The sequence below is a fragment of the Aridibaculum aurantiacum genome (genome assembly GCF_017355875.1).
Taxonomy (GTDB): Bacteria; Bacteroidota; Bacteroidia; order Chitinophagales; family Chitinophagaceae; genus Segetibacter; species Segetibacter aurantiacus.
In genome coordinates this window covers 40,791-55,312 of record NZ_JAFEWC010000003.1, presented here as the reverse complement: position 1 = coordinate 55,312, position 14,522 = coordinate 40,791, and the positions used below count along the sequence as shown (strand labels likewise).

Sequence of the window (14,522 nt, the reverse complement as noted above, 5' to 3'; positions counted from 1 at the left end):
GGGTTTATTTAGTTAAGATAGTAGTAGCTGGCATTGTAACGGTAGCCTCCACCGTATTGTCATCGTTGTTTCTTATTTGAAAATGTGCTTTGTCGCCGTACAATAACTGCAACCTGTTTTGGGTGCTGTACAATCCAAAGCCATCAGGATTGAAACTACCATTCATATGTCCGGTATTCTTTACGATCAACTGGTGTGAGTCATCTTTAAAATCAGAAATGATCCTAATCACGCCACCATCTACTCTTTTACTTATTCCATGTTTAATGGCGTTTTCTACCAGGGTCTGCAGCATCATAGGAGGCACCGGTTGGTCCAGTGTATCCTCATCTATATCAAATTCCACCTGCAGCCTGTCTTCAAAACGAATGTGCTCTAGTGCCAGGTAGTCTTTTACAATATTTAGTTCTCTTTCCAAAGGAGCAGTCTCTACCTTTTCAGCTTGCATGCTGCTACGAAGGATATTGCTCAACTCGGTGATCGCCTGTCTTGCTCTTTCAGGGTTCTCATCCACCAGTGCACGGATACTGTTCAACGCATTGAAGATAAAATGCGGGTTGATGTGCGATTTGATAGTCTTTAATTCCAGTTCTTTTACCAGGCTTTGTAAACGGATCTTATCCAATTGCTCTTGCCTGCTTTTCTCTATATAGTGGTAGGTAAAATAGATCAGGTTCCAGATAAGCAGGAAAAGGAAACAACCATACGATGCCCGAAGCGTTTTGTTGAGCAAACCATATTGCTTGAACTGTTCGCTGGTGAAACCAAAGATGTCTTCGAGGTATATGCTGGTAAATGCAAATAATATGGAGAAGCCCACCGTGGTAAGAAACATGTAGGTGATCTGGCTGTCCAGTTTCAACTTCAGGAAACCTACTTTATTAATGAACGACCGCATCATATGGGTGATGCAGATACCTAAGAAGGCGTCGAGAAATAGTACCTCGAAGAAAAAAGGCTGAACCTTAGTACGTAACGTGAGGTAAAAGAAAGTATAGACTATGATATAAGTACTCCACCCACCAACCTGGCACAACCAATATTTCGAGATCTTATTATTCATACTACGTAAAGTTATTTATATGGCTCTAGCGGCACATTCACCAGTTGATGTATGGTGCGATAGATATGTAACTGGTTTAAAACATAGTTACAACATTATTTGAAAGTAGCCATTGTTGATTAAATTATACGCAATTGTACCTGCAATAGTTGCGTTAGCCAAGATAGAAGACAGAAGCAGGAATGATACTTGAAGATATATTGTTATTCAACAGCAGCTTTTACAACAATTTGTAATACCTGTTTGTTGCTTTTGAGGCGTTATAACTAATTTGCAACATTATTTTTCATAAATGGAGATCACACCCGGTTCTTTACTTAAAACCATCGACAGTCCTGCTGACCTGAAAAAACTTTCACGTGAACAACTTCACAAAGTATGTGATGAGTTGCGTCAATTCATTATTGATGTGGTAAGTGTTCACGGGGGGCATTTTGCTGCTAGTCTTGGAGTAGTAGAGCTTTCAGTTGCATTGCATTACGTTTACAACACGCCTTACGATCAGTTGGTTTGGGATGTAGGTCACCAGGCTTATGGTCATAAGATACTTACCGGGCGCCGTGATAATTTCTACACCAACCGCAAGTATCATGGATTAAGCGGTTTTCCGAAAAGAAGCGAAAGCGAGTACGATACTTTTGGTGTAGGGCACTCTTCCACCTCTATTTCTGCAGCTTTGGGAATGGCTATGGCGGCGCGCTATAAAGGCGAAACCGACCGCAAAACAATTGCTGTAATAGGTGATGGTGCTATGACGGCCGGGATGGCTTTCGAAGCTATGAACCATGCCGGCGTAGCAGACAGCGATATGCTTATCATACTGAACGACAACTGTATGAGCATTGACCCGAATGTGGGTGCACTGAAAGAATATTTAACGGATATCACTCTCTCTCCTACTTACAATAAGCTGAAAGATGATGTTTGGAAGGCACTTGGAAAATTGCCTGGAAAAAACTTCACACAGCCTGTCGCGCACAAGATTGCTGAAAGCCTGAAAGGAATGGTAAGCAGCAGCGCCAACTTATTTGAGGCATTGAAGCTGCGTTATTTTGGTCCTATAGACGGGCACAACATCACTAAGCTTGTAGATACACTGAAGGACCTGAAGCAGATACCGGGACCAAAGATCCTGCATATCGTTACTGTAAAAGGTAAAGGTTATGCGCTGGCCGAAAAAGATCAAACGAAATGGCATGCGCCAGGTTTATTTGATAAGATAACAGGCGAAATAGTAAAGAAGAAATACGATGCACCGCAGCCGCCAAAGTACCAGGATGTGTTTGGGCATTCAATAATAGAACTAGCGGAAGCTAACGACAAGATAATGGCCATAACGCCTGCCATGCCAAGTGGTTGCTCTCTTAAATACATGATGGAGAAAATGCCGCACCGTGCTTTTGACGTAGGCATTGCAGAGCAACATGCTGTAACGGTAAGCGCCGGTATGGCTACGCAAGGCATGCGCGTTTTCTGCAACATCTATTCATCATTTATGCAGCGTGCCTTCGACCAGGTGGTACACGACGTAGCAATACAGAAACTTCCTGTGGTGCTTTGCCTGGATCGTGCTGGCCTGGTGGGTGAAGATGGACCTACACATCATGGAGCTTACGATATTGCTTACTTCCGTTGCATACCTAATATGGTGATATGTTCGCCAATGAACGAAAGCGAGCTGCGCAATATGATGTTTACAGCTCAATTGGAAGAAACTGATTTACCGGTTGTGATACGCTATCCACGTGGCGAAGGTGTGATGACAGAATGGAGGACACCTTTTGAAAAGATCCAGATTGGTAAGGGAAGAAAATTGAAGGATGGGCAGGATGTAGCTATTCTCACACTTGGTCATCCTGGTAATTTTGCTACAGCCGCAATACGTGAGCTAAGAACACAAGGGCTTAATCCAGCACATTACGACATGCGTTTTGTAAAACCACTTGATGAAGAAATGCTTCATGAAGTGTTTACTAAATACAACAAAGTAGTAACTGTAGAAGATGGCACTGTGGTAGGTGGTTTTGGAAGCGCAGTATTAGAATTTATGAATGCACATCATTACAAGGCCGACGTAAAACTGCTTGGCATTCCTGACAGGATAGTAGAACATGGAACGCCTAAAGAACTACATCGCGAATGTGGTTACGATGCCCAGGGAATTGCAGATGCTGTAAGAGAATTGATGATAGAAAAGATAAACGTCAGCTCTTTGATAGCTGGATAAATAAATTCTTAGAAGTAGAAGAGGCTGCCGAACGGTAGCCTTTTTTATGGAATTTATTTTCATCTGTATCTTAAGCACATGAAGTGGAATGCCTTCCTGTTGTTTATAGCTATTCTTTTTGTAGGTTTCCTGCTGTATATCAACAAACCTGCTTCCCATATTCCTACACAAAAGAAGAAGGAAAACCTGGCGCCGGAAGAAACCCAGGCAGAGCGACTGAATAATTTGGCAATGCAAGCTGCTGACTTCTGCCGTAAGAAGAAGTACAACCAGGACGTATGCTTCTTAATAGACATGCGCAGACCAAGCGGCAAGAAGCGTTTCTTCATTTACGACCTCAAAAACCGGAAGATAAAAGATGCCGGGTTGGTGGCTCATGGCAGTTGCAATTCTCTTTTTCTTTCAGAAGGGAAATTTTCTAATGTAGAAGGAGGCGGCTGCAGTTCACTTGGCAGGTACAAAGTTGGTAACCGATACAATGGAAACTTTGGACAGGCCTTCAAACTTCATGGGTTAGACAGTACCAATAGCAATGCATTCAAAAGGTTTGTTGTACTGCATGCATACCATTGTGTACCCGATATAGAGGTGTACCCGGCGCCAATATGCAACAGCCTGGGTTGCCCGATGATCTCGTACAAATTCCTGGATGTTGTAAACAAAGAGATCAGCCGATCTTCTAAACCCATTTTGCTTTGGATTTTTAAATAGAAAGAGTCTCATTTTTCTTGTTTATTCCGCATCCCGCTTACATTTGCCAGTATTTTTAATCCACCTTGACCTGATATTAATTTTTGCCAAAAACACCCTGTAAGTACAATAACTTCTCCTGTTAGCTGTTATAATACATGGCATTTTTGATAAAAAGCCAGCTTCAAACTGTCCCCGATACCCATGAGAAAAAAAGCAACTCCTGTTATGGATGTGCATGATGTAACCGAAACCTCTAACCGGGTTTTTCAATTTGGTGCAATTGCCCTCCTTTTTGCTTTTCTAACAATCATCACAAATGTTATTCATGGCAATACCTTGTCTACCATTTTGGTTTCTGCCATGTTTATCTGCATGGCGCTCATCCTTTGGCTAAACAAGTATGGCTACGGCACCATCACTAAAATTGCCATTGTTTCTGTTATCAGCATTTTCATTATGATCATTGCCTTTGCTGAAGGGCGTGATACAGGTGGATATCTATATTTTTTACCGGTTTTGTTTGCGCTTCCCTTTCTAATAAACAACAGCAAAAGTTATTTGTGGGAAGTTGTCACCTATTTCTCTATTACCATCACATGCTTTGCAATCGTGCTTGTTTTCTGCGATGAAAGAAGTACCTGGCAGCACATTTCGGATGAAACCTACACCAAGATGTTCTACATCAACAACTTCTCTATAGTTGTTTTGTCGGCAGCATTTTCTTACCTAAGTATTTACCTGGAGCGCAAATATGCCAAGGCACTTGTGATACAGAAAAATAAAGCAGAAGATGCGGTTGAGGCACGTACAAAGTTCCTTTCTAACATGGGGCACGAATTGCGTACGCCCCTCAATGGGATCATTGGCGCTACTAATCTTATCCGCAACGGCTCATCGTTACCTGAGCAACAGAAGTACCTGGATATTTTAAAATATTGCTCGGACCATATGTTGGGCCTGGTGAACGATATTTTGGATTTCAACAAAATTGAGCAGGACAAACTGGAACTCCATCCTTCAAAATGTAACCTGAAGCATATTCTAACCCAGTCGCTGCTACCCTTCTACAACCGGTTTGAAGAAAAACAACTGGAGCTAAAACTAGAGATAGATCCTGAACTGGATGCATTGATAATGGCTGACGATGTACGCCTGGTACAAGTCATCAATAACATGCTTTCTAATGCGCTGAAGTTTACTGAGAAAGGTTATGTAAAACTGGAAGCACGCCTTAAAAAACATGAGGAAGGAAAAATGGAGGTGCTTTTTTCTGTCCAGGATACAGGTATTGGTATTCCTACAGATGTCCAACATCGCATCTTTGACAGCTTCTGGCAGGTGTACAACGAGAGCACCCGTAAGTATGGTGGTACTGGTTTAGGATTAACCATTTGCCAGCGACTTTTGCAACTGATGAATAGTAAACTGCTGCTGGAAAGTACGCAGGACAAAGGAAGCAAGTTCTACTTCACCATCACCTTCCCTGTAGTGAGTATAAACCAACCTTCGTCAATCAAAGGAGAAACCGATCTTTCTGATCTTTCTGGTTATAGAATATTGATAGCCGAAGACAATCTGATCAATATGATGATTGCTAAAAAGATTTTGGAAGATTGGAAGGCAGTAGTAACACCTTGCGAGAACGGCAAAATAGCAATGGATGTGTTGGCTAAGGATAACAATTACAACCTGGTACTGATGGATCTTGAAATGCCTGAAATGGATGGTTATACTGCCTTGAAGGAGATCAAGCTACTACATGGCCACCTGCCAGTAGTAGCGTTTACTGCTGCGCTCATGGATAATAATATGTACACCAGCCTGGTAGAACAAGGTTTTAAAGATTGTATTCTCAAACCTTTCCAGCCAGCGCACTTACTTTCCAAGATCAAGAAGTACGCTACGAAACCAATGCAGGAAATGGCGGAGATGAATTAAACTACTCTGCTATTGGATCTGTAGGTAAAACCGGTGAAACATTATTGCCCGCGACTTCCTCCTCTTGCCTGTTTTCATTCCACTCTATAATGAAGTTGTTTTTGCCTTCGCCTACCATTATGCTCATATAATGCAACTGTATTAGCTCCAGCATTGACAGGAAAAGAAAGATGGCGTGGATGCGGTCATTACAAACCTCGAAAACTTTTTCAAAAGAAACGGTTCGTTCTTTCTGTGCTACGTCCAGTACATACTCCCGGCTTTCTTCCATTGAGTAGTTATACCTTACCACCGTGTGCACCGGTTTGTTCTGGCGCTCATGAACTTTCATCATCACCTTTTCAAACGCCTTCATCAGCTTGAAGAGGCTGATTGTTTGTATCTCGGTGCCTTCACCAGCGGTTTCACCGATAGCGTTTAGTTCTTTTTGCAGGTTTCCGCGGCGCAACATTAGCATACGTGTAGCCTCCATTTCAGCCATCTGTACCGCAGCTTCTTTGAAACGTTTATATTCCAGGATCTTATCTACCAGTTCCTGGCGCGGATCAATTTCATTGCCTTGAGCGTCTACTTCCTTACGCGGCAACAGGAGCTTCGCCTTTATGCGCATCAGGGTAGAAATGAACAGGATAAACTCACTGCTCAATTCTATATTAAGCGACTCCTGCGAATGGATATAATCTAAAAAGTCGTTGGTGATCTTACTAATGGGAATGTTATATATATCCAGTTCATCCCTTTCAATGAAAAATAGCAGCAGGTCAAAAGGACCTTCGAACTGCGGGAGTTTAATCTGGTAGGTTTCTGTAGTCGCCATTAGAGTAGAGTTATAAATAAAAAAGTCCTGCAAGCTAAGCCTACAGGACATCACAAATGTAAAGGATTATGTATTAGAACTTCACGGACAAGCCTACTCCCAAAATAGACTTCAACTGTGTTCCCGGGCTGCTTTTCTCATACCCAAATATCTGAGTATCATCATCGTATTGCAAGTCGAAGTTATATACAACGCCCAGGTAGCGGTTCACTTTCAGGTGAAACATATTTGTCCAGAATATATCCACATTGCCCGGGTGATGATCTAAACCATCAGAGAAAACATCCAATCTTGAGCGGTAGGTAACATTAGGAATAATCTCTTTATTATATCCTACACTCGCCATAGCACCTGCTTCAATTTTCACTTCCCTGTTTGGTTGAACATTGTAATTGGCCGCCAACTCGTATGGCCTGTTGGCAACAATTATCCATCGTGCATGGGGACCAACATGCAGGTTGAAAGCGCCACCTTTACCATAATAATCTACACCCAGTGAAACGCTGGCTATACCCGGCGCCAGGAATGCTGAGATCCTTTTAGGTATATCACCATCATAATCATATCCATCAGCAAATTGTGTTCTGAAATTACCCCATGCACCATACCTGAAACTGGTAGTACCAATCTGGCGGGTAAGGCGAGAAACAAAATCAAGCTTGTCATCATTTTTTACAATTCCAAACTTGTTACTATTCAGAAAACCAAAGTTTGCATCCAGCATATTATCCCAATGCAAATTCCCTTTGGTATGATTAGCATATAGATTAAGAAAACCGTTTGCAGCAAGTGTAAAACGGTCGCCGCCAGGAGCCCAGTTACGTGTACCGCCTTGAGATAACGATACACTTACCATTCCCCCACGTTTCCATTGGCTGGTCGTTTTATTGGTAACCGTTGTAGTGCGTGTAGTGGAGGAAGTAGGTTGAGCAGTTAAACCTATACATGCAGAAGTATAGAGTGCAGTTAGTATCAGTTTTCTCATTGTTTGCAGTTCGAGTTGGTAAAATTTATAAGCTGCTATGGTCGAAGCAAATATAATCTTTAATATCATTTACCAAATTTTTACCAATTGATGAACTATAGCCAAAGCCATTGCAAATACTGGCAATGAAACTTCTATGCTAACAAATAAATAAGTATCCATTCAAAAGCCTTTAGCGACATTTGCCGCAAAATCAAGAATTGAAAAACTGGTTGATCAATTGGAGCATATTTATTCTTCTTTCTATTATTTGGGGAAGCTCGTTCAGATTGATGAAGATTGGAATGGAAGAATTATCTCCTTACCAGGTAGCGGCAATAAGAATGCTAAGCGCGGGTGTAGTTCTACTTCCCTTCACCATCAAAGCAATCCGGAATATCGATAGAAGTAAGATCAACATCGTGTTGTTATCTGGCCTTCTTGGCAGCTTTTTCCCTGCATTTTTATTTTGTATTGCAGAAACAAGAATAGATAGTTCTCTGGCCGGCATCTTAAATGCTTTGACGCCCTTGTTCACCATCCTGATAGGTGTTCTTTTCTTCAAAATGAAGGTTTCCGTTCAAAGGTATATTGGGGTTATTGTTGGTTTTATTGGGCTGGCGTTACTGTTTATCTCCCGTGGAAACATCACGCTTGGCTATTTATACTTTGCCTTCCTTGTATTGCTAGCCACTATTTTTTATGGTATAAATGTCAACATCGTAAGCAGGAACCTGAAGAACACGGCTTCAATGGATATAGCGGCGTTAGCATTTACATTTCTCATACCGCCATCGCTATTGGTGCTATATATTACTGGCTATTTTTCCAAACCTACCACCTATGCTTTTTGGCATGCAACTGGCGCAAGCACTATACTAGGGGTTTTCGGTACCGCTCTGGCGTCTGTCTTCTTTTATGTACTGGTAAAACGAGCCGGTGGTCTTTTTGCATCCACTGTTACTTATGGAATTCCGTTTGTAGCAGTGTTTTGGGGAATACTTGGAGGAGAAGTTATAACACCTGTACAGGTAATGTGCCTCGGAATTATTTTGTTGGGCGTCTACCTGGCAAACAGGGTGAGTAAAGAAAAAATCCCGGTGCAGGCTGCATCCGGGACTTCAGTTTCTAAATAGACATGATGTCTTTTTCTTTTGCAACAAGTAGTTTATCTACCTGGCTTATATACTTGTCTGTCAGGTCTTGAATTTCTTTTTCTGAGTCTTTAGCTGCGTCTTCACTTAATCCTTCTTTCTGAAGTTTTTTCACTTCTTCTATTGCCTCGCGCCTGATATTTCTAATGGCAACTTTTGAATGCTCTCCTTCGCCACTGGAACGTTTTACAAGTTCTCTTCTTCTTTCTTCTGTTAAAGGTGGCAGGTAAAGGCGAATGTTTACACCATCGTTCTGTGGGTTCAAGCCAATGTTAGAAGCAATGATAGCTCTTTCTATAGGCTGAAGCATATTACGCTCCCATGGTTGAATACTGATGGTTCTAGCATCCATAATGTTGATATTAGCAACCTGGTTAATAGGCGTAGGTGAACCATAATAATCTACATTGATCCCATCGAGCATAGTAGGATTTGCTTTTCCTGCCCTGATCTTTACAAGTTCAGCTTCCAAATGACCAATGGCCTTTTTCATGGATGTTTCAGCGTCATCAATTACCATTTCCAATTCTTCAGACATAGGTTGAGTATTTTACGCGGCAAATCTACTTAAATAGACTAAAAATTATGAACTAAAAAAGCAACCTCATCGGTTGCTTTTACTTTATTCTGAAAATTTTCTTTTACTCCTCTTCTGCCACTGCAGCAGGATGATTTGCTAATGAAACCAAACGAATGCTTTTGGCTTCTCTCCTGGTTTTTTCAGCATCACCTTTAATAACACGCAACTTAAACCGTGACCGCCTGATATACAAAGTATACACCCAACCGAAAAAGCCAGCGATCAGGGTGAAAATAAGATTGGTAGTTCCAATGAACTGCAGGAAGTAAGCTGAAGCCGCAACTAATAAAGTAACGATACCACAAGTGTAAGTAACGCCTTTGTGATTGAAGCCCCTGTCTAATAACAGATGATGAATATGATTTCTGTCTGGGCTGAATGGCGATTTACCTTTCATTATCCGCATACCGAACACTCTCAATGTATCCATTAAAGGTATCAGCAGTATTCCAAAACCTACAGCCGGGGCTGCCGTAATAGGAAATGCGGTATAAGTAGCGCCTGTTTCTATGAATTTGATAACCAGAATTGTATTCACTAACCCGATAAGAAGTGAGCCGGTATCGCCCATGAATATCTTAGCCGGGTTGAAATTGTAATATAAGAATGCTATGATAGCTCCAGAAAAGGTGAAGCCAAGTGTAGCATAGGCGTAATTGCCATTTAATAAGAAGAAAGTTCCAAATAATAATGATGTAACTGCGCCAACTGTTCCTGCCAGTCCATCTACTCCATCAATCAGGTTGAAGGCATTGATGATAACAACTGAAGCAAACATGGTAAGCAAATACTGGGCAAACACCGGTATTTCATTGATACCCATAAAGCCTTGCATGTTGGTAATTACCAGGTTCGCTTTGAAGATGAGAATACCACTAACAATCAGCTGACCTATGAATTTTTTGCCGGCAGAAAGTATCAGGATATCATCTTTTATACCTACAAAGAAAATGACAAGGAAAGCAGCCAGGTAATACTGGAATTCAGGTGCCCCTTGAACAAAATTGTATGTAAGCAGTAAACTAACGGTAAAACCAATGAACATTCCCAAACCACCTAAGGAAGGAATCGGACTGGTGTGGATCTTTCTCTTATCATCTGGTACATCATAAAGCTTCTTTTCATTGGCAACCTTGATGATGACCGGTATTGAATAAAATGTAAGTGCAAATGCTATAATCCCACCTAGTATGATCTGTTCCATGCAAAAAGCAATTTGTTTCTATTAATTTATTTATTGGGGGACTGTTAAGAGCCCGCAAATTAAACCGATTTTAAGCAAAAACAGAAATTAATGTTTTACTTAATAGATACTTCATACAGCATGGTCGTTATCCATTTGCAGTATTTTTCCCATATTTAGAAAGATGGGAGAAATACGGTAATAGATGTAAGTGTGGCAAAAAAAATTGAAGGAGAACCTTCATTTGCTGGCCACATTTGCATAAAAACATTGCCACAGTCTTGTTTAGTATAAGTGAAACGAAAAAATTCTATGGCTTAGAGTTTTTGTTCATAGCTGATGTAGAAACTGCTACTCACTTTCACTAACTCTTCAGCGAAAATTGCTGCCTTGACGCCTTACGTGCAGGGATGTATGCAGCTAATAATGATATAAAGAACACGGTACTCACTACCAGTAAAAAATCCTGCGGCAACATTTTTACCGGGTAGTAATCAATAATAAAACTTCCGCCTGATAACTTTAAGAGCTTATACTCGATTTGCAGGTAACATATGCCCGCGGCTAAAAGTATCCCTATGCCGCCACCAACTGTCGCCAGCACGATGCCTTCATTTACAAAAATCCGTTGTATATAATGGTTGTCGGCGCCCATTGCACGAAGAACAGCAATGTCTTTCTGTTTTTCTAAAACAAGCATGGTAAGCGCTCCTATCATATTAAAGGCGGCAACTACCAGTATGATAGAAAGAATGCCATAGATCACCCATTTCTCCATTTGCATCACCGCATACAGACTTTGGTTTTGCTGGTAGCGCGTTTGTACCTGGTAATCTTTCCCAAGGACCGCAGACAGCTGATCGGTTATGTCTTCTACATCTGTACCCGGTGTGAGTGCTATTTCTGCAGCGGTATATTCATCCTCTGCCATGTCGAGCATATACTTTACAAAGCCGAGATTGGTGATGGCGTACTTATTATCAAAATCTTGTTGCAATACAAAAGAACCACTGACAAAGGCATTGTAAGAATTCAATGCATCCATACCAGAGAAGTTAACAGCCTTTCTATTTGGCAGGTAAACCGTTAGTGGCTGAATACTTACACCCGGTTCTACGCCAACAGCATTCTCTATTCCCGCACCTAATACCAGCAGTGGATCGTCCGCCACACCGGTCAGGAACTTACCTTTTATAATATGCTTCGCCAAGCCATTTACCTGCGTGTATTGCTCATCTACACCCTTCAGGTATATAATAGATTGGTATTCTTCATTAACTAAAACAGCTTTTTCTTCAGCTATCAGGCTCATGGTGGCTACGCCAGGTGTCCCTCTTAGTTTCTGTAATTGATCGGTGGTTAATGTGATTGTTTTCCCTTTTGCAGGACCTACCCGAACATCTGCATAAAAATCAGCATAAAGACCTTTTACAAGATCTTCAAAGCCATTGAAAACACTGAGCACTAGTATAAGTGCTGCAGCGCCTACAGCTATGGCCAATATGCTGATCCACGAAATGATGTTGATAGCATTGGTGGTTTTCTTTGCTTTGAAATACCGCCATGCAAAAAGAAAGGTCATTTATAATAACTGCTTAAGTGGCAACAGAGTCTACTGCTCTGCTGGTTTATCATCATCTGTTTTTATCTGCTTGAATATTTCTTCCATTTTGAATACGTAGTCAAGCGTATCGTCTAAGAAGAACTGGAGAACCGGTATACGGCGCAACTGGGTTTTTACCCTGTCACTCAATTCCCGTTTTACTTCCCAAGCCCTTCCTTCTATTTTTTTCAATGCTTCCTTTGGATCAGGAACCTGGAAAAGGCTGAGGTATATACGCGCCTCCAAAAGATCGGGCGTAACCTTAACCGCCGAAATGGATACCATACCTCCATCCATCATGTTCATTCCCAGCCTCATGAAAATATCATTGAGCTCTTGCTGCAACACCGCTGCTACCTGTTTCTGACGTTTTCCTTCCTGCATTATTAAGAAAATTTATGCTTGTAAAAGTAGTTACTTTGTGCCGATTTGATTTTGATTAACACGACTGATGAAAAAATACTCCCGGATCTTTAGATATCTCTCTGCTCATAAAGGCAACATTGTTCTCTACTTCATTTTTACGCTTCTATCCATAATTTTCTCACTTATCTCTCTTGGTACGCTGCCGTTCTTTTTACGACTGATCTTTTTTCCCGACCAGTTGGTGCTTACCAGGCCTGAGGTAATAAAAAGCTCAAACGACTTTGTACAGGTGATAAATTATGAGTTAAGTAACCTGATAAAGCAAAATGGTGCCAACGGTCCATTGCTCGCTTTGGGATATATATGTATTGCAATCATTGTTACTATCTTACTCAAAAACCTGTTTTTCTACTTATCTTTTTATGTACTCACACCTATAAAAAACCATGTATCCACCAGGCTTAGAGCAGAAGTGTACAATAAACTGCTGATGCTTCCAATTGGATATTTCACGGAGCAACGCAAAGGTGATGTTATGAGCCGCATGACCAACGACATCGGCGAAGTGGATGGTTCGGTGGTGGGGACACTGGAAGGATTGATCAAGGACCCGCTTTACATCATTATCATTCTAACCATACTTATAGTTATCAGTCCGCAGCTTTCGCTTTTCCTGCTGATCTTTCTTCCTCTGACAGCGCTGATCATTGGGCGCATTAGCCGGACACTAAAAAAACAATCGAACATAGCTGCCGTGAAACTTGGAGAAGGTTTATCTATTTTGGATGAAACCCTTACAGGATTACGCGTTATTAAAGCTTTCAATGCAGAGCAACTGCTTCGCAATCGTTTTTTTGGTATCAACGACGACCTGTATCATTTGCGCAACAAAATGCAGTTCAGGCGCGACTTGGCCTCACCGTTAAGCGAGGTGCTAGGCGTAGGTGTATTGTGCGGCATTCTGTGGTTTGGTGGAAGACTGGTTTTAGGCGGCCTTGCAGGTGAACTTAGCGCTGAAGGATTTATCGGCTACATCGTCATCTTTACCCAAATTCTTAGCCCGGCAAAAGCGCTGTCAGGTTCATATTATAATATTCAAAAAGGTTCAGCTGCTATTGAGCGTATAGAGGAAATATTGAATGCCCATGTAAAAGTAGATGCTAACGAGAACGGGCTGAAGATGGATACGTTCAAAAACAAGTTAGAGTTTAAGAACGTTGGATTTAGGTACGAAGACAAGGTGATATTGAAGAACATCAATTTCACTGTAGAAAAGGGAAAAACGGTAGCACTGGTAGGTTCTTCAGGTGCAGGTAAAAGTACACTGGCTGATCTTGTACCACGATTTCATGATGTAACGGAGGGCGAAGTACTGATAGATGGTGTGAACATAAAAGATTATTCACTGCATTCTGTAAGAAGTCATATGGGAATTGTAACCCAAGAGCCAATTCTCTTTAATGATTCAATTGCAAAGAATATAGCGCTGGGTATGGAAGAAGCCACACCTGAACAAATAGAACAAGCCGCTAAGATTGCAAATGCCCACAATTATATTTCGCAGAAAGAAGAAGGTTATGCTACCAACATAGGTGACCGTGGAAGCAAGCTCAGTGGTGGCGAAAGGCAAAGGCTTACCATTGCACGTGCAGTACTTAAAAATCCGCCCATACTTATATTAGACGAAGCCACCTCTTCGCTGGATACAGAAAGCGAAAGACTGGTGCAGGATGCCATTTACAAAATGATGGAAAACAGGACCTCCATTGTTATCGCCCATCGCTTAAGTACTATTCGCCATGCAGATGAAATTTTAGTACTTAATAAAGGCGAAATAGCAGAACGCGGCACACACGAAGAACTCATAAACCACAACGGTATCTACAGGCGACTAGTAGATATGCAGGAAGTAAAATAAAAGCTCACACTCTTTT

At 41.4% G+C, this 14,522-nt stretch carries 12 protein-coding genes; 5 read left to right on the top strand and 7 right to left on the bottom strand.

What is annotated here, in order from left to right; all coding sequences use genetic code 11:
* Positions 1–4: 4 nt before the first annotated feature.
* Positions 5–1,063, bottom strand: coding sequence for a sensor histidine kinase (locus tag J4N22_RS14080; RefSeq protein WP_207495589.1), 1,059 nt, complete (start codon positions 1,061–1,063; stop codon positions 5–7).
* A gap of 292 nt (positions 1,064–1,355) precedes the next feature.
* Between J4N22_RS14080 and dxs the strand changes: the two genes are divergently transcribed.
* The 3 genes from dxs (at position 1,356) to J4N22_RS14065 (ending at position 5,921) form a co-directional block, all read left to right on the top strand.
* Complete coding sequence (gene dxs, locus J4N22_RS14075; RefSeq protein WP_207495587.1) at positions 1,356–3,290, top strand: 1-deoxy-D-xylulose-5-phosphate synthase; 1,935 nt, start codon at positions 1,356–1,358, stop codon at positions 3,288–3,290.
* Between the two features lie 78 nt (positions 3,291–3,368).
* Positions 3,369–4,001: a murein L,D-transpeptidase catalytic domain-containing protein gene (locus J4N22_RS14070; protein WP_242692237.1), complete on the top strand. Its 633-nt coding sequence runs from the start codon at positions 3,369–3,371 to the stop codon at positions 3,999–4,001.
* Between the two features lie 183 nt (positions 4,002–4,184).
* A complete protein-coding gene (locus J4N22_RS14065) occupies positions 4,185–5,921 on the top strand; it encodes an ATP-binding response regulator (protein ID WP_207495585.1) in 1,737 nt (578 codons plus the stop codon).
* A gap of 1 nt (position 5,922) precedes the next feature.
* Here J4N22_RS14065 and J4N22_RS14060 read toward each other — a convergent pair whose 3' ends face one another.
* Both J4N22_RS14060 and J4N22_RS14055 read right to left on the bottom strand, forming a co-directional pair.
* The gene (locus tag J4N22_RS14060; RefSeq protein ID WP_207495583.1) at positions 5,923–6,738 is read right to left on the bottom strand and encodes a segregation and condensation protein A; all 816 of its coding nucleotides are present in this window, start codon (positions 6,736–6,738) and stop codon (positions 5,923–5,925) included.
* Positions 6,739–6,811: 73 nt separating this feature from the next.
* Positions 6,812–7,792: a DUF3078 domain-containing protein gene (locus J4N22_RS14055; protein ID WP_207495581.1), complete on the bottom strand. Its 981-nt coding sequence runs from the start codon at positions 7,790–7,792 to the stop codon at positions 6,812–6,814.
* A 131-nt stretch (positions 7,793–7,923) separates the two neighbouring features.
* Between J4N22_RS14055 and J4N22_RS14050 the strand changes: the two genes are divergently transcribed.
* On the top strand, positions 7,924–8,838 hold the full coding sequence (locus J4N22_RS14050; protein WP_207495579.1) for a DMT family transporter: 915 nt from the start codon (positions 7,924–7,926) through the stop codon (positions 8,836–8,838).
* On the opposite strand, the gene frr is transcribed toward J4N22_RS14050, so the two are convergent.
* From frr to rbfA, 4 genes are all read right to left on the bottom strand, one after another.
* Positions 8,831–9,394: a ribosome recycling factor gene (gene frr, locus J4N22_RS14045; RefSeq protein WP_207495577.1), complete on the bottom strand. Its 564-nt coding sequence runs from the start codon at positions 9,392–9,394 to the stop codon at positions 8,831–8,833. The two genes, J4N22_RS14050 and frr, sit on opposite strands and share 8 nt — an antisense overlap.
* Before the next feature lie 103 nt (positions 9,395–9,497).
* Positions 9,498–10,640 carry an MraY family glycosyltransferase gene (locus J4N22_RS14040; protein WP_207495575.1) on the bottom strand — a complete coding sequence of 381 codons (1,143 nt, stop codon included), beginning with the start codon at positions 10,638–10,640 and terminating at the stop codon, positions 9,498–9,500.
* Between the two features lie 343 nt (positions 10,641–10,983).
* Positions 10,984–12,201, bottom strand: coding sequence for an FtsX-like permease family protein (locus J4N22_RS14035; protein ID WP_207495573.1), 1,218 nt, complete (start codon positions 12,199–12,201; stop codon positions 10,984–10,986).
* Positions 12,202–12,231: 30 nt separating this feature from the next.
* The gene (rbfA, locus tag J4N22_RS14030) at positions 12,232–12,606 is read right to left on the bottom strand and encodes a 30S ribosome-binding factor RbfA (RefSeq protein WP_207495571.1); all 375 of its coding nucleotides are present in this window, start codon (positions 12,604–12,606) and stop codon (positions 12,232–12,234) included.
* A 67-nt stretch (positions 12,607–12,673) separates the two neighbouring features.
* On the opposite strand from rbfA, the gene J4N22_RS14025 reads away from it, so the two are divergent.
* Entirely contained in the window at positions 12,674–14,506 is a 1,833-nt protein-coding gene (locus J4N22_RS14025; protein WP_207495569.1) for an ABC transporter ATP-binding protein, read from the top strand.
* Positions 14,507–14,522: the final 16 nt, after the last annotated feature.

What these genes read in the sequence shown, in the direction of transcription:
- J4N22_RS14060 (WP_207495583.1), bottom strand. Translation starts at nt 6,738, where the DNA reads ATGGCGACTACAGAAACCTACCAGATTAAACTCCCGCAGTTCGAAGGT.
- J4N22_RS14070 (WP_242692237.1), top strand. Translation starts at nt 3,369, where the DNA reads ATGAAGTGGAATGCCTTCCTGTTGTTTATAGCTATTCTTTTTGTAGGT.
- J4N22_RS14065 (WP_207495585.1), top strand. Translation starts at nt 4,185, where the DNA reads ATGAGAAAAAAAGCAACTCCTGTTATGGATGTGCATGATGTAACCGAA.
- rbfA (WP_207495571.1), bottom strand. Translation starts at nt 12,606, where the DNA reads ATGCAGGAAGGAAAACGTCAGAAACAGGTAGCAGCGGTGTTGCAGCAA.
- J4N22_RS14035 (WP_207495573.1), bottom strand. Translation starts at nt 12,201, where the DNA reads ATGACCTTTCTTTTTGCATGGCGGTATTTCAAAGCAAAGAAAACCACC.
- dxs (WP_207495587.1), top strand. Translation starts at nt 1,356, where the DNA reads ATGGAGATCACACCCGGTTCTTTACTTAAAACCATCGACAGTCCTGCT.
- frr (WP_207495577.1), bottom strand. Translation starts at nt 9,394, where the DNA reads ATGTCTGAAGAATTGGAAATGGTAATTGATGACGCTGAAACATCCATG.
- J4N22_RS14025 (WP_207495569.1), top strand. Translation starts at nt 12,674, where the DNA reads ATGAAAAAATACTCCCGGATCTTTAGATATCTCTCTGCTCATAAAGGC.
- J4N22_RS14080 (WP_207495589.1), bottom strand. Translation starts at nt 1,063, where the DNA reads ATGAATAATAAGATCTCGAAATATTGGTTGTGCCAGGTTGGTGGGTGG.
- J4N22_RS14055 (WP_207495581.1), bottom strand. Translation starts at nt 7,792, where the DNA reads ATGATATTAAAGATTATATTTGCTTCGACCATAGCAGCTTATAAATTT.
- J4N22_RS14040 (WP_207495575.1), bottom strand. Translation starts at nt 10,640, where the DNA reads ATGGAACAGATCATACTAGGTGGGATTATAGCATTTGCACTTACATTT.